At 63.6% G+C, this 20,414-nt stretch carries 22 protein-coding genes; 7 read left to right on the top strand and 15 right to left on the bottom strand.

The window, feature by feature from the left end; genetic code table 11:
* Positions 1–39: 39 nt before the first annotated feature.
* From TP2_RS07330 to TP2_RS07315, 4 genes are all read left to right on the top strand, one after another.
* The gene (locus TP2_RS07330) at positions 40–186 is read left to right on the top strand and encodes a NepR family anti-sigma factor (RefSeq protein WP_038076168.1); all 147 of its coding nucleotides are present in this window, start codon (positions 40–42) and stop codon (positions 184–186) included.
* A complete protein-coding gene (locus TP2_RS07325; protein ID WP_038075392.1) occupies positions 183–773 on the top strand; it encodes an RNA polymerase sigma factor in 591 nt (196 codons plus the stop codon). The genes TP2_RS07330 and TP2_RS07325 overlap by 4 nt, the downstream gene beginning before the upstream one ends.
* On the top strand, positions 770–2,611 hold the full coding sequence (locus tag TP2_RS07320; protein WP_084714039.1) for a sensor histidine kinase: 1,842 nt from the start codon (positions 770–772) through the stop codon (positions 2,609–2,611). Before TP2_RS07325 ends, TP2_RS07320 begins: the two co-directional genes overlap by 4 nt.
* 63 nt (positions 2,612–2,674) lie before the next feature.
* Positions 2,675–4,243: a phospholipase D family protein gene (locus TP2_RS07315; RefSeq protein WP_038075389.1), complete on the top strand. Its 1,569-nt coding sequence runs from the start codon at positions 2,675–2,677 to the stop codon at positions 4,241–4,243.
* 3 nt (positions 4,244–4,246) lie between these two features.
* On the opposite strand, the gene TP2_RS07310 is transcribed toward TP2_RS07315, so the two are convergent.
* Positions 4,247–5,311 carry an AI-2E family transporter gene (locus tag TP2_RS07310; RefSeq protein WP_038075388.1) on the bottom strand — a complete coding sequence of 355 codons (1,065 nt, stop codon included), beginning with the start codon at positions 5,309–5,311 and terminating at the stop codon, positions 4,247–4,249.
* Positions 5,312–5,462: 151 nt separating this feature from the next.
* On the opposite strand from TP2_RS07310, the gene TP2_RS07305 reads away from it, so the two are divergent.
* Positions 5,463–5,660, top strand: a complete 198-nt coding sequence (locus TP2_RS07305; protein ID WP_038075386.1) for a CsbD family protein — start codon at positions 5,463–5,465, stop codon at positions 5,658–5,660.
* Positions 5,661–5,808: 148 nt separating this feature from the next.
* Here TP2_RS07305 and TP2_RS17935 read toward each other — a convergent pair whose 3' ends face one another.
* The 3 genes from TP2_RS17935 to TP2_RS07290 all read right to left on the bottom strand — a co-directional run bounded on the left by TP2_RS17935 (position 5,809) and on the right by TP2_RS07290 (position 7,561).
* Positions 5,809–6,846 carry a hypothetical protein gene (locus TP2_RS17935; RefSeq protein ID WP_051692303.1) on the bottom strand — a complete coding sequence of 346 codons (1,038 nt, stop codon included), beginning with the start codon at positions 6,844–6,846 and terminating at the stop codon, positions 5,809–5,811.
* Positions 6,843–7,262 carry a phage holin family protein gene (locus TP2_RS07295; protein WP_038075383.1) on the bottom strand — a complete coding sequence of 140 codons (420 nt, stop codon included), beginning with the start codon at positions 7,260–7,262 and terminating at the stop codon, positions 6,843–6,845. The genes TP2_RS17935 and TP2_RS07295 overlap by 4 nt, the downstream gene beginning before the upstream one ends.
* A 104-nt stretch (positions 7,263–7,366) precedes the next feature.
* Positions 7,367–7,561 (bottom strand): PLDc N-terminal domain-containing protein, encoded by a 195-nt coding sequence (locus tag TP2_RS07290; protein WP_206198328.1) that lies wholly within the window; start codon positions 7,559–7,561, stop codon positions 7,367–7,369.
* A gap of 197 nt (positions 7,562–7,758) precedes the next feature.
* On the opposite strand from TP2_RS07290, the gene TP2_RS18265 reads away from it, so the two are divergent.
* Entirely contained in the window at positions 7,759–7,932 is a 174-nt protein-coding gene (locus TP2_RS18265) for a DUF1328 domain-containing protein (RefSeq protein WP_038075379.1), read from the top strand.
* A gap of 53 nt (positions 7,933–7,985) precedes the next feature.
* On the opposite strand, the gene TP2_RS07280 is transcribed toward TP2_RS18265, so the two are convergent.
* From TP2_RS07280 to TP2_RS07265, 4 genes are read right to left on the bottom strand one after another with little or no spacing between them, the layout of a single operon-like run.
* A complete protein-coding gene (locus tag TP2_RS07280; RefSeq protein WP_038075376.1) occupies positions 7,986–9,122 on the bottom strand; it encodes an ABC transporter permease in 1,137 nt (378 codons plus the stop codon).
* Positions 9,119–10,039 carry an ABC transporter ATP-binding protein gene (locus TP2_RS07275; protein ID WP_038075374.1) on the bottom strand — a complete coding sequence of 307 codons (921 nt, stop codon included), beginning with the start codon at positions 10,037–10,039 and terminating at the stop codon, positions 9,119–9,121. The genes TP2_RS07280 and TP2_RS07275 overlap by 4 nt, the downstream gene beginning before the upstream one ends.
* A complete protein-coding gene (locus TP2_RS07270) occupies positions 10,032–10,979 on the bottom strand; it encodes an HlyD family secretion protein (protein WP_038075371.1) in 948 nt (315 codons plus the stop codon). Before TP2_RS07270 ends, TP2_RS07275 begins: the two co-directional genes overlap by 8 nt.
* Complete coding sequence (locus TP2_RS07265) at positions 10,976–11,629, bottom strand: CerR family C-terminal domain-containing protein (RefSeq protein ID WP_051692301.1); 654 nt, start codon at positions 11,627–11,629, stop codon at positions 10,976–10,978. The genes TP2_RS07270 and TP2_RS07265 overlap by 4 nt, the downstream gene beginning before the upstream one ends.
* A 92-nt stretch (positions 11,630–11,721) precedes the next feature.
* Here TP2_RS07265 and TP2_RS07260 point away from each other — a divergent pair, with 92 nt between their 5' ends.
* Complete coding sequence (locus TP2_RS07260) at positions 11,722–12,078, top strand: YigZ family protein (RefSeq protein WP_038075368.1); 357 nt, start codon at positions 11,722–11,724, stop codon at positions 12,076–12,078.
* Positions 12,079–12,174: 96 nt separating this feature from the next.
* Here TP2_RS07260 and TP2_RS07255 read toward each other — a convergent pair whose 3' ends face one another.
* The 7 genes from TP2_RS07255 to TP2_RS07225 form a co-directional block, all read right to left on the bottom strand.
* The gene (locus tag TP2_RS07255; RefSeq protein WP_038075366.1) at positions 12,175–13,980 is read right to left on the bottom strand and encodes an ABC transporter ATP-binding protein; all 1,806 of its coding nucleotides are present in this window, start codon (positions 13,978–13,980) and stop codon (positions 12,175–12,177) included.
* A complete protein-coding gene (locus TP2_RS07250; RefSeq protein ID WP_038075363.1) occupies positions 13,977–14,936 on the bottom strand; it encodes an acetamidase/formamidase family protein in 960 nt (319 codons plus the stop codon). The genes TP2_RS07255 and TP2_RS07250 overlap by 4 nt, the downstream gene beginning before the upstream one ends.
* Positions 14,937–14,942: 6 nt before the next feature.
* The gene (locus TP2_RS07245; protein ID WP_038076157.1) at positions 14,943–16,574 is read right to left on the bottom strand and encodes an ABC transporter substrate-binding protein; all 1,632 of its coding nucleotides are present in this window, start codon (positions 16,572–16,574) and stop codon (positions 14,943–14,945) included.
* A gap of 81 nt (positions 16,575–16,655) precedes the next feature.
* A complete protein-coding gene (locus TP2_RS07240; protein ID WP_038075362.1) occupies positions 16,656–17,576 on the bottom strand; it encodes an ABC transporter permease in 921 nt (306 codons plus the stop codon).
* Positions 17,576–18,463: an ABC transporter permease gene (locus TP2_RS07235; RefSeq protein ID WP_038075361.1), complete on the bottom strand. Its 888-nt coding sequence runs from the start codon at positions 18,461–18,463 to the stop codon at positions 17,576–17,578. Before TP2_RS07235 ends, TP2_RS07240 begins: the two co-directional genes overlap by 1 nt.
* Positions 18,441–19,049, bottom strand: a complete 609-nt coding sequence (locus TP2_RS07230) for an ANTAR domain-containing response regulator (RefSeq protein ID WP_038075360.1) — start codon at positions 19,047–19,049, stop codon at positions 18,441–18,443. Before TP2_RS07230 ends, TP2_RS07235 begins: the two co-directional genes overlap by 23 nt.
* Entirely contained in the window at positions 19,046–20,152 is a 1,107-nt protein-coding gene (locus tag TP2_RS07225) for a transporter substrate-binding protein (RefSeq protein WP_038075358.1), read from the bottom strand. Before TP2_RS07225 ends, TP2_RS07230 begins: the two co-directional genes overlap by 4 nt.
* Positions 20,153–20,414 lie beyond the last annotated feature (262 nt).

Here is a 20,414-nt window from a genome sequence, read left to right as displayed (position 1 = left end):
GCAAAGAATGTGGGATCGGGAACCGGAATGTATAGTGACATGCCTGACGAAAAGTCCAAGGCCAGTATCCGAGAGCAGATTAATGAAAACCTCAAGCGGGTTTACGAAGAGGCGCTTCAGGAAGAGGTGCCGGATCGGTTCAAGGATCTCCTGGCTCAGCTGAAGGCAAAGGAGGGCGGCAAATGACGACGCCCTCCCGCGCCGCCCCGGCCACCGATGCGCGCGACCCGCGCGATGAACTGCCTGAACATCTGGGTGCTCTGCGCGCTTTCGCGCTTTCGCTGACGCGCAATTCCGCGGCGGCCGATGATTTGGTTCAGGATACGATCGTGAAAGCCTGGTCGAATATCGAGAAATTCGAGCGCGGCACGAACCTGCGTGCCTGGCTGTTCACGATCCTGCGCAACACGTTCTATTCCGACCGACGCAAACGCAAGCGCGAGGTGGCCGATCCCGAGGGGATCCATGCCGCGACGCTTTATGAAAAGCCGGCTCATGACGGGCGCCTCGCGATGAACGACTTCGTCGTGGCCTTCGATCAGCTCAGCCCCGAACATCGCGAGGTGCTGACGCTGGTGGGTGCCTCGGGCTTCTCCTATGAGGAAGCGGCCGGGATGATGGGCGTCGCCGTCGGCACGGTCAAGAGCCGGGCGAATCGTGCGCGTGCACGGCTTGCGGAAATGCTCGGTCTCGAAGAAGGTGAGGATATCCTTGCGGGCGCCGATCGGAACTCGCTCGCCGTGATGGGTAAATCCGGAGTCGCCGCCGCATGAGTTCTGAAGCCGCGAAAGCGGCAGTGGAAGACGAAACAAAGGCCGCCCCGATCCGGAAACGGACACGGGGCGGCCTGTTCTTTCTTGACGGGCTGGGGGTTCGGCTGGCGCTGATGCTGGCGGTTGCGCTCTTCCCGCTGCTGATCATCGCCATCTTGCAATCCACCTCGGTCGTGCGCGAGGCACAGGCGCGCTCCGAGGCCGCGCTGATGGGCGAGACGATGCGCGCCGTGGCCGGTGAGTCGCGGGTGATCCAGCACGCGCAGGATGCAGCGCGTGTGCTGGCGAACACGGTGCAGCCGTTGGTCGGCAATGCCGAGGCCTGTTCGAAATGGATGCGTGAAATCTCGCAGGCCTTCCCGAATTTCTCGCTCGTGGCCTTCATCCCCGATACCGGACAGATGACCTGTTCGAGCACCGGTCAGACCTATGATTTCGCCGGTCAGGACATCTATCAGCGGATCTCGAAGGCTAAGGGCACGACCTTCTACGTCAATCGCAATGCGCCGGTTTCCAACACGTCGGTTCTTGGGGTGGCGCAGCCGGTCTTCAACAATATCGGTCAGCATATCGGGATCGTGACGATCTCGATGCCCCACACCGAGCTGTCGCTGGCCGAGGACGGGCCCAAGCTCGCCGATGACCGGCCGTTGGTGATCATGACCTTCGACCGTGACGGCACGATCCTGACCTCTTCGGACGGGTTGTCGAACACGCAGGCGCATCTGCCGGCGGATCGTTCGCTCAAATTGCTGGCGCAGGCGGGGGCGGTGACCTTTTCGGGCGATTCCAACCGGGGCAACGAGCGGGTCTATTCCGTCGTCGAACTGGTGCCCGACGAGCTTTACGCGCTGGGCAGCTGGCCCGCGCAGGCGGCCTCGGCGCTCAGCCCCTTTGCAGATATCTCGCCGGTGCTGTTTCCGGCGCTGATGTGGGCCGCGAGCCTGCTGGTGGCCTATTTCGCGATGCAGAAGCTGGTGATCGGCCATGTGCGCAAGCTCTCGCGGGCGATCACGAATTTTGCGACCGGAAGTCGCATCGTGGGCAAGCTCGATCTTGCGGGTGCGCCGTCCGAGATCCGCGATCTTGCCGAAGCCTATGACCGGATGACCGAGACGATCCTGCATGACGAGGCGGAATTGGAGGACATGGTTCACCACAAGGAGGTGTTGCTGCGCGAGGTGCATCACCGGGTGAAGAACAACCTCCAGCTCATCGCTTCGATCATCAACATGCAGATGCGTCAGGCCCGCACGCCCGAGGCGAAGGGTTTGATGAAAGGCTTGCAGGAGCGGGTGATCAGCCTCGCGACGATCCACCGCGGGCTATATCAGACCTCGGGGCTTACCGATATTCGCGCACAGGAGCTGCTGCCCGATATCGTGCGTCAGATCACGCGGCTTGCGACCGGGCCGGGGCGGCATATCGCCGTCGATTGCCAGATCGACGATATTCACCTGACACCGGATCAGGCCGTGCCGCTGTCGCTTCTGCTGACCGAAGCGATGACGAATGCGATGAAATACGCCTCCGCGAGGCAGGGCACACCGAAGCTCGATATCAGCCTGCGGCGCGGTGAGGGGATGCAGGCGCGGCTGCGCGTGGCCAACACCGTCGATCCCGATGCGGAGCAATCCGAGACGGTGGATGGTACGGGGCTCGGCTCGCAATTGGTCAATGCCTTCGTTCAACAGCTCGCCGGTCAGATGCGGATCGAGACGCTGGAGACCGAATATATTCTCGAGACGGATTTTGCCCTGCGCCCGCTTGTCGAGAGCGAGTTGCGCCATGTCGAAGGGTTGAAATCCTCTCGGAGTGAAACAGGTTCATCAGAGTAACGCATGGGTTTCACACCGCTGTGATGGGCTTTGCGCCATCGCGGCCGTCACAAAGCAGGCCGTATGGATCGGTTGAAGAAAGCGGGAATTCGGGCCGAGAGCAGGGCGAAGCTGCTCCTGACGGCGGCTGAGGCCTACCCGGCGCTCGAGGCCGCCTTTCTGGATTCGCGCCACGAGATCCATGGCTCCTTCCGTGTCTTTGACCTGAATACGAAATTGCGTTCGAGCCGCGGGCGTGAGGTCGGGCAGACGTGGTTCGACATGATCGTCCACGTGCTGAGGCGCGGGGTCGAGATCCGGATGGACCTGTGCGATTTCGATCCCTGCGCGCGGCCCGAGCTGCACCGGATGACGTGGTCCTCGATGCGGATGTTTGCGGCGGCGCGCGAGCTTGCCGGACCGCGTGCGAAGCTGCGGGTGCGCGCGCTGATGCATCCCGCGCAGGCCGGAATCGTGCCGCGACTTGCCTTCTCGCCCATGGTCTGGCGCAAGCTTGGCAACCATGTGCGCTGGCTCAACGAGATGCCCAGGACCGAACGGCTGGCGGCGCTGCGTGATATGCCGGGGCTGGCGCGGCATTTGCAGCAAAGTGACGACGGAACGCTGTCGCGCCGGCCTGGGGCGCTGCCCGAACTCTGGCCCGCGACGCATCATCAGAAGCTCGCGGTTTTCGATCACAAAAGGCTCTATATCGGCGGATTAGACCTCGATGACCGGCGTTATGATACGCCCGATCATGCGCGCAAGGGCGAGCAGACCTGGCATGATGTGCAACTGATGATGACCGGGCCGGTGGTGAAGGAAGCGAAGGCGCATCTGGAGGGGTTTCACGAAAGCTGTGCCGGGGCGGACAAGGCTCAGCCGCCGCGCCGTTTGCTGCGCACGCTGTCGCAGCGCCGCAGCCGGAACCTGTTCCATATCGCGCCGAAAACCTATCGCACCGAGATCGAGAGCGCGCATGAGATGCTGATCTCGCGGGCCCAACAGCTGATCTATCTCGAGACGCAATATTTCCGGTCGCGCAATCTCGCGCGGCATCTGGCCAAGGCCGCGCGCGCCAATCCGCGGCTGGGGCTGATCCTGATCCTGCCCGCCGCGCCCGAGGATCTGGCCTTTGCCGACAAGCCGGGGCTCGATGTCCGCTATGGCGAGGCACTGCAAGCGCGGGCGATCGAGACGCTCATGGAAGGGTTCGGAAGCCGCCTGTTCGTGGGCTGCCCCGCCACGCCGCGCGAGCCCTCCTCGCACGATGACGGGGTAATGCGCAGCAAGGGGGCGCCGCTCGTCTATGTACATGCGAAAGTGTCGATTTTCGATGATGAGGCGGCTTTGATCACCTCGGCCAATCTCAACGGGCGGTCGCTGCGCTGGGATAGCGAGGCAGGGGTTTATCTGCGGCGCAATGACGGGATCGAGGCGATGCGCCACCGGGTGATGCGCCACTGGTTGCCAGCAGAGCCGGAAGAGGCATTTTTCGACCCTACGCGGGCGGTTTCGGCCTGGGCGGAGCTTGCGCGGATGAACGCGGCGCAACCTGTCGAGGACCGGCGCGGCTTTCTGCTGCCCTACAATCTGCAAGCGGCGAGACGCGCTGGGCGGAGGCTGCCGTTCATTCCAGAGGAAATGGTCTGAGGGTCAGCTCTCGGAACTGGCGTTGGCCATGGTCGCTTCGCGCGGCTCGGGGAGGCTATCGGTCAGAACGAGCGCCCATAGCAGGAGCGGAATCGCGACCACACCGCCCAGGGGCCCCCAGAGCCAGATCCCGAAAGTCAGTGAGAAAAACACCAGCAGTGGGTTGATCCGCATCTGCCGCCCGATCGCGGCGGGGGTGACGAACTGCCCTTCGGTGGTGTTGAGCGCGATATAGATCAGCGGCGGCAGGATCACGCGCGGCCCGTCGAAGGCGGCTATCCCTGCAAAGATCAGGGCCACAACGAGTGTCGCGGGGCCGAGATAGAGAATGTAATTGATCAGGAAAGCCACGATCCCCCAAAGCGGCGCATTGGGCAGGCCGATGAGCTGCATCGCGACACCGACGAGGAAGCCGAGCCCCGCGTTGATCACGGTGATCGTCAGGAAATAATGCGACACGCGCGTCTCGGCGGTGCGCAGGCGGTTCGCGGTCGTGCCGCGCTGGGCGGGTTCCGCGAGATGCTTGGCGATCCAATCGTAGATCTGCGGGCGTGACAACTGAAAGAAGAACAGCGTGCCGATATAGATCAGCGCCTGCGCCAGAAGTGCAGGGGCGAGCATGACGATATCGGCGGCGTCCGGCATCGCGCTCTTGTCCGAGGAGGCCGCCTTCTCCTTCGCGGCGTCACCCGCTGGGGCGATGGCTTCGCTGACCTGATCGGAGGCGTCCTGAATGCCCTGCACCATGTGGCGCATGTCGATGATGGTGGAGCGCATGTCGTTCCAGACTTTCGGCGCCTGACGCGACAGCTCGGACACGACGGGCTGGATCACCAGAACCAGCAGCGCCGCCACCATCAGCGAGATCACGAGCGAGGTAAGCGCCCCCCAGACAGGCGCATATCCTCTTTTCTCCCATGCATCGGAAATGGGTGAGAGCACGATGCCGACCACCAACGCGAGCGTGACGGGGGCAAAGAGGCTCTCCACCTGATCGAGCGCGGCGACAGTGGCGATCACGGCGATCACGACAACCGACGCGCGCGAGAGGGTCTCCAGGCGATACATGGTGAATAAACAGTCTCCCGGTGTTTGGCAGACAACTCCGGCCGGGCAGAGTGGTTCCCGACTTTATTGTGCGCAACCGGCGGAACATCGAGGCGAGCGAGACGTTACTTCCACAGAGATTTTCGAAAGCACTTCTGAAAGGAGAGACGCGATGAATTGGGACGAAATCAAAGGCAACTGGAAGGAACTCAAGGGCAAGGCTCGGGAGAAATGGGGCGAGCTGACCGATGACGAACTGGCCCAGGCCGAGGGCCATCGCGAGCAGCTCGTGGGTCTCGTTCAACAGAAATACGGCAAGTCCAAAGAGGCGGCCGAGAAGGAAGTCGACGAATGGTTCGACAAGGTCTGATCAGAGACTAATCCAGCGGAAAACGGCGTATCGGGAGACCGATGCGCCGTTTTTCTTTTGGTCCGATCTGGTGAAGCCGCGTAAGAAAAGGCCGCATAAGAAAAGGCCGGGCGCGATGCCCGGCCTTTCAATCATGTGTTGGTCGCGATCAATGCGCGATGTGATTACCCGAGCCGCTCGGGCGCTTTACCTCGGCCTTGCCCTCGCGCAGCGACTTGCCGACATCACGCAGGGTGCGGTTGGCCTCGTCAGCAAGTTGTTGGGCAAGACGCTCGGCCAGATCCTGACCTGCGCTCACGGCTTGATCCGAGATATCGCGCGCGGTCTGGGCGGCTTCGTCCTTAGCGGTCTCGGAGACCGAACGTGCGGTCTTCTTGAACTCGCTTTTGACGTCTTCAGCGACTTTCCGCACCCGAGATTTCTCTTCGACATAGAGACGCTGGGCCTCGTCGATCAGGCGGTTCGCGCGCGGGCCGAAGCTGCGGCGGTTAATGTCAGGCTTGGGCATCGCGCTGACGATGGCCGCACCAATGGCGATGCCGAGCGCGGTGGCGATCAGCGGATGATCCTTGATCATCTGCTTGCCGCTCGATCCGGCCTTCACCGCGCCGTCCTGAATCTTCATCCGGGCGGAATAAGCCGCTTCGCGCGCCTTGATCACGCGCTCGCGCGCCTCGTCGCTCAGATCGCCAAGCCCCGACGCCAGCGAGCCGCGCAGATCGGCGGCGAAATCCGCGAGGACATCGGCGCGTTCCTTGACGAAATCGCGCGCGCTGTCGCGCGTGGAGTTGGCGTCGATCTCGATCTGGTCGAGGCGAGCCGAGGCTTCGGCGCGCAACTCGTCGATCTCATCGATCCAGTCGTCAGTGACCGGCGCGCTCGACATCATCAGCGGATCGGCCTCGGCAATTTCGTCTTCAACCTCGGCGCTGTCGGATTTGCGGTTCTTCAAGAGGAGCCAAGCCAGACCGGCGCCGGCGAGCGCAAAGGCCACCGGGTTTTCGCGCACGGCCTCTTCGGCGCGTTTGGCGACGGGCTTGGCGTAATCGCGCACCAACTGCGAGACCTGATCGGACAGGTAATCGGGGGCGACGCGACCCGTCAGGTCGGCCAGCGTCGAGGCGAGATCGGCGCGCTCATCGCGCAGGCGGTCTTCGATTTCCTTGATCGTTCTCTTCTCGGTCATTTCAAGCTCTCCTTGAGGGCCCGCGCATCGGCGGACAGGTTCTCCTTGATCCGTTCGGGAGGGCTCGAGACCTTGCGCAGCAGCGAGATCGCCACCAATGCGAGGATGATGCCTAGGATGAGGAGCACCGCGCCCACGATCAATGTCGCGGGGCCTTCGGCGATTCCGGCCCATTGCAGACCGAGGATGGCCGACTGCGTCAGCGGGAAGATGGCGCCCAGTGCAAAAACCAACGCAATCGCGGCGAGGATCACCGCATTGCGCAGGAGGCTTGCACGATGGGCGGCCTCGGCCCGGACGAGCTCGGCTTCGGCGCGCGCGATCTCGCGGGTCTGTTCGACCACGCGTTCAAGCAACTCGCTGACAGTGCCGCGCTTGTGGTGGCCCGTGTCATCATCGCCAGGATGTTCGCTCATCAAAGTCTCCCGAACGGTGCGTGGCGGGGTGCCACGCCGTCTGGTCTCTCAACGCGACCAGAGGGTGTGGGTTCCCGTCAGCAGGTGAACCGAGTGGCGGCAGTTTACGACTTCGCACGCGGTCCGGCGATGAGCCATATCAAGAAGCCCAGGAGAGGCAGCAGGAAGACGAGAAGCGCCCAGAGCACTTTCGCGCCGGTGCCGCGGTTGGAACCGACGATCGAAACCAGCGCCCATATGTCGAGCGCGAGCAGCACAATCCCCCAGAAACCGCCCAGTTGTGTCATGTTGAAGTGCATCGCCTCTGCCTTTCTCCCGATGAGTTGAGTGACTCAGGTTCAAAAGAATCGCGCTCGCGAAACGCTCCGCCGCGCGTGAGGTTCCCGAAATAAGTTCGGCCCCGATTCCGGAACCTGACACTGTTGGGCGTGTTTGTCTGCCATGAAAGGCGCAGCAAGTCGCGCCGTTGTTTGAAACAGATGCAAGGAGATGACCCATGCTTGGTTGGGCCCTGACTTTCCTCATCATCGCGCTCATTGCCGCGGCGCTTGGTTTCGGCGGCATCGCTGGCGCGTCGGCCGGGATCGCACAGATCCTGTTCGTGGTTTTCCTGATCCTGTTCGTGGTGGCCATGGTCGCCCGCGCGGTTCGCGGCAAGCCGCCGGTCTGATCCGGGGATGAGATGAATTTCAAAGGGCCGCTCCTTTCGGGGCGGCCCTTTTTTCAATCGAGCGTGCGGCGGAACCGGCTGAGGGCTGCCAGCGCGAAGATCACCACGAAAAGCCCCAGCACCCAGAGCGGCCCCGAAACATCGGCAAAGCTCGCCCCCTTGAGCATCACGCCGCGAATCATTCGCAGGAAATGGGTGAGGGGGAGGGTCTCGCCGAGGTATTGCGCCCAGTCGGGCATGCCCCGGAACGGAAACATGAAGCCCGAGAGCAGGATCGAGGGCAGGAAATAGAAGATCGTCACCTGCATCGCCTGCATTTGCGTGCGCACCACGCTCGAGATCAGGTAGCCGAGGATCACCAGAGCCATCACGAAGAGCAAGATCCCCGCGAAGAGGAGCCACAAGCTGCCCATGAAGGGAACGTGGAAGATCAGCTTCGAGGCCGAGAGCACCACGACAACTTGCACCGCGCCCACGCCGAAATAGGGCAGTACCTTGCCGAGCATGATCTCGAGCGGGGAGACGGGCATCGAGAGCAGGTTCTCCATCGTGCCGCGCTCGGTCTCTCGCGTCAGCGCCATCGAGGTCATCATCACCATCGTCATCTGCAAAATCACGCCGAGCAGACCCGGGACGATGTTGAACTGTGTGAGCCCCTCGGGGTTGTAGAGTTTGTGCACGACGACCTGAACCTGCTGGGCGGCCTTGGTCTTCTTGTCCCACTCCTGGCCCGTGGCGCGGGTGACCGCGTCGGAGGCGACCTGACCAAGCGTCGAGACCGCGCCCGATGCCACCGCCGGATCGGTCGCATCGGCTTCGATCAGGATCTTCGGATTGTCGCCGCGCTCCAGGCGCGTTCCGAAGTCGGAGGGTACGGTGACCACGAAGGCGACCGTTCCCGAAGCCAGAAGATGCTCAGCCTCGGCGGCGCTCGCATTGGGATAGATGAAATTGTAATAGCCCGTCATCTCCAGCGCGGTGACCATTGCGCGGGTGTATTTGTCCTCATCGGCCGCGACGAGGGCGGCGGGCAGGTGTTTCGGGTCATTGTTGATCGCGAAGCCGAACAGCATCAGCTGCATCAGCGGCACGCCCAGCATCATCGCGAAGGTCAGCCGATCGCGGCGCATCTGGATCGCTTCCTTGCGGATCAGCGTGAGCAGGCGGCGGAGAGAGAAAAACCGGTTCATGCCATATTGTCCTGCGCTTCGCCCATGAGCTGGATGAACACGTCTTCAAGGCTGGTCTCGGCGGGTTTGGCGTCACTTTGCGTGGCCGAGGCTGCCTCGGTCACGGACCGCTCCAATTCGACCCTGTTCCGGCCGATAACGTGCAAATCCGTGCCGTATGGAGCGACTTGATCGACGCCGGGTTTGCCTTTGAGAAGGCGCTGGGCTTCGGACAGGCGCGGACCCTTCAGCACGAAGGTTGACAGCCCTGCATCGCGCACCACCTCGGGCACCGTGCCGCGGGTGATCAGCTTGCCATAGGCGATGTAGTTGATCCTGTGGCAGCGCTCGGCCTCGTCCATGTAATGGGTCGAGACGAGTACCGTCAGCCCGTCGGCAGCGCGTTCGTGGATCTCGTCCCAGAACTCGCGCCTTGCCTTGGGATCGACACCTGCGGTGGGCTCGTCGAGCATCAGAAGCTGCGGTCGGTGCATGATACAAGCCGCGAGCGCGAGGCGCTGTTTCCAGCCACCCGAGAGCGAGCCCGCGAGCTGCGTGCGCCGCGATGTCAGGCCAAGGTCGGCCAGCGTATCGCGCACCGCCTGACGGCCGAGCTGGTAGACACCCGCGACGAAGGAGAGGTTCTCCTCGATCGTGAGGTCTTCGTAAAAGGAGAATCGCTGGGTCATGTAGCCGACCTCGCGTTTGATCGTCGGCCCTTCATGCAGGATGTCATGGCCAAGCACGCGACCCTCGCCCTCGTCAGGGGTCAACAATCCGCACATCAGGCGGATTGTCGTGGTCTTGCCCGAACCGTTGGGGCCAAGAAACCCCGCGATCTCGCCGCGCTTCACTTCAAGCGAGACATGATCGACCACGGTCTTGTCTCCGAACCGTTTGGTCAGGCCCGAGACCTCGATGGCGTTTTCCTCAGCCATCGGTCCCTTCCCGCGTCACATCGACGATCTGGCCGGGTTTCAGCGTGCCGGGTTTGGCGGGCCGCGCCTCGACCAGGTAGACGAGTTTCTGCCGGTTTTGCAGCGAGTAGATCACCGGCGGGGTAAATTCCGGCCCGTCGGCAATATAGGTGATCGTCGCGGTCAGATCGGGCGCGCAGCCGTCGCAATGCACGGCGAGCGTATCGCCGACCTTCACGCTGGAGAGGCTCTTTTCCGGAAGAAAGAGGCTGAGCTTCACTGCGTTGTCGGGCAGGATCGAGAGGATCGGCGTGGAGGGCGAGACGATCTCGCCTGCGCGGTGGATGACGTTTGAGACAATCCCGCTGGCGGGCGCGTGCAGGTCGCGTTTCTCCAGAACCCAGTTCGCCTTGTCGAGATCGGCCTGTCCCGAGCGCACGGCGGCCTCGGCGGCGGCGATCTGTTGCGGGCGGGCGGGAAGTTTTGCGACGTTGAGGTTGGCCTGTGCCTCCGCGACCTTCGCCGTGGCGACCTCGAGCGTGGTGCGCGCATCGTCGAGCTGGGTCTGGGTCGCCGCGCCGCGCTCGACCAGGGTTACGATGCGGTCGACGGAGCGTTTGGCTTCGGCCTCCTGGGCCTGCGCCGAGGCCAGCGTGGCGGCGATCACCTGAATTTCTTCGGGGCGCTTGCCTTCGAGCAGGTTGGCCAGCTCGCTTTTCGCCTTCGCGACGGCGGCTTCGGCCTGCGCAACGGCAATCTTCGCGTCGCTCTTTTCAAGCCCCGCGACCACCTCTCCGGTCGTCACGCGGTCGCCGCGTTTTACGGGAAGCGTTTCGATCTGGGCGGTGGTGACCGGTGAGATCAGGACGTAATCGCCCTCGACATAGCCGGTGGCCAGTGGGGCCGGGGCCGCACAGGCGGAGAGAAATCCAGACAGGATCGGGATTGAACACAGGATCATGGGGTAGCCCTCCGGGCTTGGGCGAGCAAGGCTTCGAGATTGCCTTCGAGCACGCGGTAGATGTCTTCGGCCTGATCGGAACCCATCTCGGCCCAGCCCATGCGGCGCAGGACGATCTCGGAGCCGAGGCGGAAATAGAGAACCTGCCCGATCATCGAAAAGGCGCGCAAAGCCGTCTCCGGGCTGTCGTCCGGGACGCCGGCTGCGATCGACCAGAGTGTACTGAGCCGTTTATGAGCGATTGATATCAAAGAATTGTAAAATATATCAATTGTTTCGCTTTTTTCCGAAATTTCGCGAACAACGAAATTGATCATCGTGGCAATGCTGGATTCGGTCAGGACGCGAAAGGTGAGCGCATGTAGAAGCCGCTTGAGAACGGTCTCGGCAGCCTCGGGTGTGAGGCCATCGAGCGGGACGGGCGGGCCAAGGATCTCGTGCATCCGGCGCACGAATTCCTCGGCGCAGGCGCGACGCAACCCCTCCTTGCCGTCGAAGTGATAGGAGATCGAAGCGACATTCGTCCCGGCCCGCTCGGCGATTTCGCGTGTCGAGGTGGCAGCGAAGCCTTTCGTGCCGAAAAGCGCGATCGCCGCGTCGATGAGCGCAAGCGCGGTGCCTTTGGGCGGTGGGGCGATGACTTGATCCATGAGTGCAGATTTAATCAAACGTTTGATTAAAGTCAAGGGTCCACAATCCGCCGCTGCTTGAGGTCGGGCTGCCGGGGCTCTAAGCCTGACCCATGCGCATCCTCGACAACATCATCAGTGACCGCGGATCGAAATATGCGGTCTCGGGCGGGCCCTGCGCCTCCGAGCAAGAGGCCAAAGCCTTCATCAAGGAGCTTTGCCGCAAGAAGAAATTCGCCAAGGCGACCCACAACAGCTGGGCGCTGCTGAGCGCCGACGCGCCGTTGAAGAACGATGATGGCGAGGCTGGTGCGGGTATGGTGATCCTGCGAATGCTGGAACGCGAAGGGCTGCATGACCACATCATCGTGGTCACGCGGTGGTTCGGCGGCACGCATCTCGGCGGTGACCGCTTCCGGCATGTGCAGGACGCGGTACGGATCTATCTCGACGCGCTACGCGGGAACTGACAGGAACGTTCTGCGCGGACCGCGGAACTTGTCGCGCGGCGCGGAAGACACCTGCCGCTTTCTCTGATCATTGCAGCGCCTGAGAAAGCCGTGTCGCTAAAGGACGCCGCCCAGACCGATGTCCGCCACAAGATGCCCGTTGCCGATGTTGCGCAGCGATAGACGCTGTGGGTGTTCACCCAGCTTGTAGACCGGGCTTGGCACCTCGCCGGACAGGCGCGGCGTGGGCGGGCGGACCCTGCCGGGATCGGGGATCGGAACGGCCGCCATCAGGCGCTTCGTATAGGGATGCTGCGGCGAGCCGAAGATCTGCGCCCGCGTGCCCATCTCGACGATCTGACCCATATACATCACCGCGATCCGGTCCGAGATATTCTCGACCACGGCCATGTCATGGCTGATGAACAGGTAAGCGATGCCGAATTCGCGTTTCAGCGCATCGAGCAGGTCCAGCACCCGCGCCTGCACTGAGACATCGAGCGCCGAGACGCTTTCATCCGCGACGATCAGCTTGGGTTGCAGTGCCAGCGCGCGGGCGATGCAGATCCGTTGCCGCTGACCGCCCGAGAACTCGTGCGGATAGCGATCAAGCTGATCGCGGGTCAGCCCCACCCGCTCGAACAGCCCCGCGACCTTCTCGCGCTGCTCCTCGGGCGTGCCGATGCCGTGGATGACCAGCGGCTCGGCCACGAGATCGCCCACGCGCATCCGCGGATCGAGCGCGGCCATCGGGTCCTGGAAAACGATCTGCACGTCGCGGCGCATCTCTTTCATCTTGGCGCCGCTCAGCCCGCCCATCGTGTGGCCCGCGACCTCGATCCGGCCCTGATGCGGCACGAGCCCGGTCAGCGCCTTGGCGATGGTGGATTTGCCGCAGCCGCTTTCGCCGACAAGCGAGAAGGTCTCGCCCTCCATGATGTCGAAGCTGACGCCCTCGACCGCGTGGACGCGGTGCGTCACCTGCGACAGGATCCCGCCGCGAATGTCGAACCGCACCTTCACGTCGCGCAGGCGCGCCACGGGTTTCGCCTCCGGGGAGGCTGCCCGCGCGCCGCTGCCGTCCCCCATGCGCGGCACCGCCGCCAGAAGATCTTGCGTGTAAGCCTCGCGCGGGTCCGAGAAGATCTGCGCAACCGCGCCCGTCTCGACGGCCCGACCCTGTTTCATCACGATCACCCGCGCGGCCATCTCGGCCACGACGCCCATGTCATGGGTGATCAGGATGATCGCGGTGCCCATCTCTGCTTGCAGATCGCGCAGCAGGTCGAGCACCTCGCGCTGCACCGTCACATCGAGCGCGGTGGTCGGTTCGTCCGCGATCAGAACGTCGGGGCGCAGCGCGAGCGCCATCGCAATCATCACACGCTGACGCATCCCGCCAGACAATTCGTGCGGATATTGGCCCATGCGGCGCTCGGGTTCGGAAATCCGCACGCGGCGCAGGGCTTCCAGCGCGCGGGCCCGGGCCTCGCGTTTCGTGACCGGCTCATGGGCGCGGATCGCCTCGGCCAGTTGCAGGCCGATCGTCAGAACCGGGTTGAGCGAGGTCATCGGCTCCTGAAAAATCATCGCGATGCGATTACCGCGCATGGCGCGCATCCGGCTTTCGGGCAGGCGCGTGAGGTCTTCGCCCTGGAAGCGGATCGCCCCGGCGCTGACGTGCAGGGCAGGGGGCGGCAGCAGCCCCATGATCGCGAGCGAGGTCAGCGATTTGCCCGAGCCGCTTTCGCCCGCGATGGCGATGGTCTCCCCGCGCGCGAGCGTGAAGCTGAGGTCGCTGACCAGCGGACGCTCGCGCCCTTCCGAGCGCACCGAGATCGTGAGCCCGTCGACGGACAGCACCGGCTGGGCGGCCTCCGGGGCCAAACCGGCCCCGGCGTTTGTTTCTCGCACTTCGATCATTCGAACACGTTTCTCGGGAAATAGAAGCTGACGACCCAGTTGGGCATGTCCACGATCTCGGAGATCCGCAGATCGCCGCAGGTCGAGACCAGCATATAGGCATCGACCGCCGACATGCCGCGCGTCTTGCACAGCAGGTCGATCATGCCCGAGACCGCATCGCGCGCGCCCGACATCAGGTCCGGGCCAATGCCCGTGGTGACCTCGTAGCCCGCCGTATCGAGGTGGCGCGTGACCGGCCCCGGCGTGGTGAAGCGCGGGAATTTCAGCGTCTCGTTCTTGATCAGATCGAAGCTGAGCACACAGTTCATCGGGCTCTCGATCGCGGTGCCGCAAACCTCGCCATCGCCTTGCGCGGCATGGGTGTCGCCCACGGAGAACAGCGCGCCCTCGACCTCGACCGGCAGGTAGAGCGTGGCGCCCGCCGCCAGATCGCGGATATCAAGATTGCCGCCCACGCGGCGCGGGGGCACGATGGAATGCAGGCCCGCCTCGGCCGGTGCGACGCCGATCGTGCCGCAGAAGGGCTTGAGCGCGACCTTGCCTTCGCTGCCCCAAAGCGCCTTGTCGGGCGAGGCGGCGTCGTATTTCCAGATGTTGAGCGCCGGGTCCTCGAACTGATCGGCGAGCAGACCGAAGCCGGGGATATTTGCGGTCCAGCCCCAGGCAGAGCCCTCCTGCTCGCGCGGGGCGAAGCTGTCGATGGTGACTTTCAGAACGTCGCCGGGCTTGGCGCCTTCGACAAAGATCGGCCCGGAGACCGGATTGATCTTGCCGAAATCGAGGGTCTTCACGTCTTCCACGGTCGAGGACGGCCCGAGCTGTCCGGCCGAGCTGTCGTGGCAATGGAACTCGATGGTCGATCCCGGGGCGACCGTCTCGGCCGGGACAAGCGAGTTGTCCCAGCCGAAATGGTGCTGTGCGCCGTGGATCGTGTAATCACAGGCTTTGCACATGCGCGTTTACTCCGTCACGTAGACGTAATCGTAGTTCACCGGGATCGAAACCGGATCGACATAAAGCGCATCGGCGCCGCCCATGCGGGTCGACTTCATGGTGTAGCGGTTCTCGTTGAACACCGGCACCCAGGGCGCGTCTTCCATGACCTTCATGTAGACGTCCGACCATTTCTGCAGGCGCTCGTCCTGCTTGGCCGGATCGGTGATCGAGTCCGCCTCGGTGGCCATCGCATCGAGATCCTTGTTGCAATACCACGACCAGTTCCAGCCGCCTTCAACCGCACCGGCACAGCCGAGGATCGGGCCGTAGAAGTTCGACGGATCGGGGAAGTCCGCGATCCAGGCCATGCCGCCCGACCAGATCATCGGCGCGGTTTTCGGCGTGCCGCCCGCCTCGATCACGTTGGCCTGCGCCAGCGCCTTGATGTCGGCCTTCACGCCGATCGCCGCCAGATCCTGCTGGATCGCCTGCGCGATGCGCGGGTTCGGGTCGGTGTTCATCACGTAAAGCTCGGTCTCGAACCCGTCGGGCAGACCGGCCTCGGCAAGCATCTCCTTGGCTTTTGCAGGATCGAAGGGATAGCCTGCGTAATCCTTGGTATAGCCCGGCATCGAGGGCGGCAGCGGCTGGGTCGCGGGGGTCGCGCGGCCGTTGATCATTTGCACGATGCGATCCTTGTTGATCGCCATGTTGATCGCCTGACGCACCTCGACCTTGTCGAAGGGGGCCATCTCGACATTGAGCGTGATGTAGCCGGTATGCAGCTGGCCGCCCACGACGACCTGCTTGGCCTCGTCGGGATTGCCCATCACCTCGTTGAACTTCGCGGGCGGGATGCCGTCGCCGGGCACGTCCACCTCACCTTTCTGCAGGCGCAGCAGCGCCACGATCGGCTCCTGACCGACTTCAAAGGTGATGCTGTCGAGGTAAGGCACGCCCGAGCGCCAGTAATCGGCGTTCTTCTGCAGGACGAGCTGCTGACCGATGGTCCAGTCGGCGAGCTTGAATGCGCCGGTGCCCACGGGATGCTTGCCGAAATCGGTGCCGTATTCGTCGACCGCTTCCTTCGGCACGACCGAGGCGAAGTTCAGCGCCATCACGTGCAGGAAGGTCGCGTCGGGGCGCGAAAGCTCGATCTTGACGGTGTAGGGATCGACGACGGTCACGCCTTCGAGGCTGGTGGCCGAGCCATCCGCCATCGCGTCATAGCCCTTGATCGAGCCGAAGAACCCGGCACCCGGCGATTGCGTCGCGGGGGTGGTCACGCGGTCGAGCGAGTATTTCACGTCCTCGGCCGTCATCTCGCGGCCGTTGTGGAATTTCACGCCCTGGCGCAGCTTGAAGGTGAAGGTCGTGCCGTCGTCGGAAATCTCGTAGCTCTCGGCAAGACCCGGGCGCAGCTCGGTCGTGCCGGGGACGTAATCCATCAGCCCGTCGAAGACGGATTTGATCATCGACCAGTTCTGCCAGTCATAGCCGATCGCCGGGTCGAGCGTGGCCACATCGTCCTTGTAGGTGACGATGATATTGCCGCCGGGCTTGGCGTTCGGATCGGGCTGGTAATCCTGCGCCGAGGCGAGGCTGGCGAGACCCAGCGAGAGCGACAGCGCGCTGGTGGCAAGGATGTTTTTCATCAGGCTCATTTGAGTTTTTCTCCGTCTGTTGGACTTTTCTTCTCATGTGCTCCCCGGTTGACCCGGGGTATCTGGTTGCGATCAGCGCAGCTTGATGCGCGGGTCGATGAAGGGGGTGATGAGGTCGGCGAGCAGGTTGCCCAGCACGATCGCGCAGGCTGAGACGAGCGTGACGCCCATGATGATCGGAATGTCGACGCGCTGGATCGCCTGCCAGGCGAGCTGACCGATGCCGGGCCAGCCGAAGACGCTTTCCACGACGACAATGCCCGACATGAAGATGCCGATGTCGATCCCGATCATCGCGATGATCGGCAGGATAGCGTTGGGCATCGCGTGCAGCGCGAGCACCCGGAAGCGGCGCAGCCCCTTGGCGCGCGCGGTGCGGATATAGTCCGAGCGCAGCACGTCGATCATGCTCGAGCGCATCATCCGGCTATACCAGCCCGAGCCCATGATCCCGAGCGTCAGCGCCGGCAGCACGAGGTTCGAGAAGCTGCCATAACCGCCGATCGGGAACCAGCTCAGCTTGACCGCGAAGACATAGAGCAGCAGCAGCCCCACCACGAATTGCGGCGCCGAGACCGCGACGAAAGAGGTGATCATCAGCGACTGATCGAGCGCGCCTCCGCGGCGGATCGCGGCCACGATGCCGAGCGTCAGCCCCATGATCAGCTCGGCCACGATTGCGCCCAGCATCAGCAGAAGCGTCGCGGGCAGACGGGCGGCGATCAGAGTCGCCACTTCCGTCTTTTGCAGGTAGCTGCGGCCCATATCGCCTTGGAAGAGGCCCGTCAGGTAGCGCCAGTATTGCACCACGAAAGGCTGATCGAGGCCCAGCTGGTGGCGGATATTGGCAACCGTTTCAGGTGTGGCCGAGCGGCCCGCGATCTGGCGCACCGGGTCGGCGGGCAGCACGAAGAGCAGGAAGAAGGTGATGAAGGACACGCCCAGCAGGATCAGGGCGGCCTGAATCAGGCGGCGGATCAGATAGGCCAGCATCACTCACGCCCTCTCTGCGTCGGGTCGAGCACGTCGCGCAGCGCATCGCCCACGAGGTTGAAGGACAGCGCCAAGAGCAGGATCGCCGCGCCCGGAATGAAGACGAGCCACGGGGCCGCCTGGAAATAGGTCTGGTTCTCGAAGATGATGTTGCCCCAGCTCGGCGTCGGGGGCTGAACGCCCACGCCGAGATAGGACAGCGTCGCCTCGAGCAGCACGGTCGTCGAGATCCCCAGCGTGCCCCAGACGATGATCATCGGCACCAGATGCGGCAGGATATGGCGGAAGAGGATGCGCGCGGTTCCTGCGCCCAGCGTCTTCTCGGCGGCGACGAATTCACGCTCGGCCAGCGCCGAGGTCTCGGTATAGACCACCCGCGCCGTCTGCACCCAGTTCACCAGCGCGATCACCATCGCGACGATCCAAAGGGACGGCGTGAAGATCGCGGCAAGGCAGATCGCCAGCAGCAGCGCCGGAAAGGCCATCATCAGATCGGTGAAGCGCATCAGAACCGCGCCGATCCAGCCGCGGAAATAGCCCGCGGTCACGCCGATCAGCGTGCCGATGATCAACGCCAGACCGTTCGCCACCACGCCGATAATCAGCGAGGTGCGCGCGCCGTAAAGGATGCGCGAGAACAGGTCGCGCCCCAGAAGATCGGTGCCGAGCCAGAACTTCTCGCCCGGCGGCATCGGCGCGCCTTCCAGCGTCAGCCCGTCGAACATCTGGTCTTGCGGCGCGAAAGGCGCGATCCAGGGCGCGAAGATCGCGCCAAGCGTCACGATCGCGATGATCGCCATACCGAGGATCGCGAGCTTGCGCCGCAGCAGACGGCGCAACGCGCTTTGCGGGCGGGCCGGTCCCTCAGCCAAGGTCGCGTCGGTCATCGGGGCCCCCTTGTTCCTCGTGATTGGCGACGATGCGGCGTGCGGCATCCTCGAAACTGACGCGCCAGGCCATCGCCATCTGGCGCAGTTGGTCATAGGCCTCGGATTCGGTCTTGCCGCGCGCGGCCAGCAAAGTGACGGCCCGCACGACCGTCTGGCGTTCATCGAGCCTGCGGCGCAGATCCGCGATCTCGACCGAGAGCGACTGGCGCGCCTCGAAGGCCAGTCGCGCGATCAGCAGCGCCGAATAGACCCCACCATCGCCCACCGGCTTGAGAAGCTGCGCATGCGCCCCCGCTTCGAGCGACCACTCGATCCGGCCCGGCGCTTCCGAGCCGATCAGCGCGATCATCGGCATCGGGCTTTGCCCCGGTTTCCACGGGAACTGCTCGTCATAGCCTTGATCGGCATCGAAGAAGACGAAATCGCCCGAGAGCGCCTCGGCAGGCAGCTCCGGCCAGCAATGAACGACTGTCAGGCCGATCGCGCGCAATTGCCGCTCAAGCGCCTGCACGGTCGGGTGCGGACGGTGCAGGATATAGGCGTGCGCGCCGCCAAGGTTCGGGATGCGGATCTTGCGCTTCATGACACCACCTTCAGGCGCGGCGCCCCGGGTGCGACCGCTTCGCGGCCATGGGCGAGATAGGGATCGCCTGCCACCGGAGCGAAGCTCTCGCGCACCGCGAAGGCCCCGTTCTCGACCTGCGCGATCAGCACGGGCAGCTCGGTATGGTGGGTCGCCAGATCAATGCCCTCGCTGCCCGCGGGCGCATCGGCCAGAAGCTGCGCGAGACTTTGCTCCGGCGCGCCTTCATGGCCTGAAAGCAGCCGCGCCAAGCGATAGACCGAGGACCAGGCGGCTGCCTCGTGCGACGAGCCGAAATTCCGGTTCGTGACCTCGGGCCAGCCCGAGGCTCCGCGAAAATAAGGACCTGCCGCGACCAGCCCCTCGGCGGCCGCCGGATGGATCGCCGGCATTTCGCATTCGGTGAGATTGCACGACAGGATCGGGCAGGTCTCGGGGCGGAAATGCGGGTCTTCCTGGCCGAGGCGGTGATAGGCTTCGAGGAAGGCGTATTGCGACGGGCCAATCAGGTTGTTGAGAACGAAATCGGGGCGCGTGGCGCGAATTTCGTCGATCATCCGGTCGATCTCGAGCGAGCCGAGCCGCAGGTAGCGCTCGCCCAGCACCTCGCCGCCCGCAGATGAGATCACATCGCGTGCGAGCCGGTTCATCTCCCAGCCCCAGATGTAATTCGATCCGGTCAGGAAGCCCCGGCGGCCGAGCCGCGCAAAGGCCCAACCCAACAGGGGCAGAAGGTGCTGGTTCGGGCAGGCATGGGTGTAGACGATGTGATCGGAGGCCTCGAACCCCTCGTAGGGCACCGCATACCAGAGCGTGCCGCCGAATTTCTCCAGCGTCGGGATCACCTCTTTGCGGCTCCACGAGGTGACACAGCCGACTACATGCCGGGCGCCGCTCTCGCGCAGGATTTCCTCGCAAAGCGGGCCATAGGCGTCGATATTGCCCTGCGGATCGCGCTCGACCGGGATCAGGCTCAGTGGGAAGTCCGGCAGGGCGTTGATCTCGGCGATCGCACTCAGCGCACCGATGCGGCACGCCTCGGAGATCAGCGAATAGCTCCCCGAGCGGGAATAGAGCAGTCCAAGCTCGATCCGTTTCTTCATCTTCACCCTCGCGGTTTCTTCGGAGCCAAAACGCAAAACGCCTCGCTGACTGTCCGCAAAAGCGCGGTGTCAAAGCGAGGCGTGAATGCCGTTCGGATTTTTCCGATGTGGCTTTAAGTTCGCAGCGAGGGGGGCTGACGACAAGACTTAACGGAGTTGTCGTTCGAGCTTCGGCAATCCAGCCTCACATTCTTACGAATTTTGCACAATTTTTGAGCAGAATGTTGCGTTGAGTGGCGAAGTTTGATCACGCCGCGGTGAG

The organism is Thioclava pacifica DSM 10166 (genome assembly GCF_000714535.1).
GTDB classification, from domain to species: domain Bacteria; phylum Pseudomonadota; class Alphaproteobacteria; order Rhodobacterales; family Rhodobacteraceae; genus Thioclava; species Thioclava pacifica.
The sequence above is the reverse complement of the archived record's forward strand: the minus strand, read 5'-3'. Positions and strand labels throughout refer to the sequence as shown.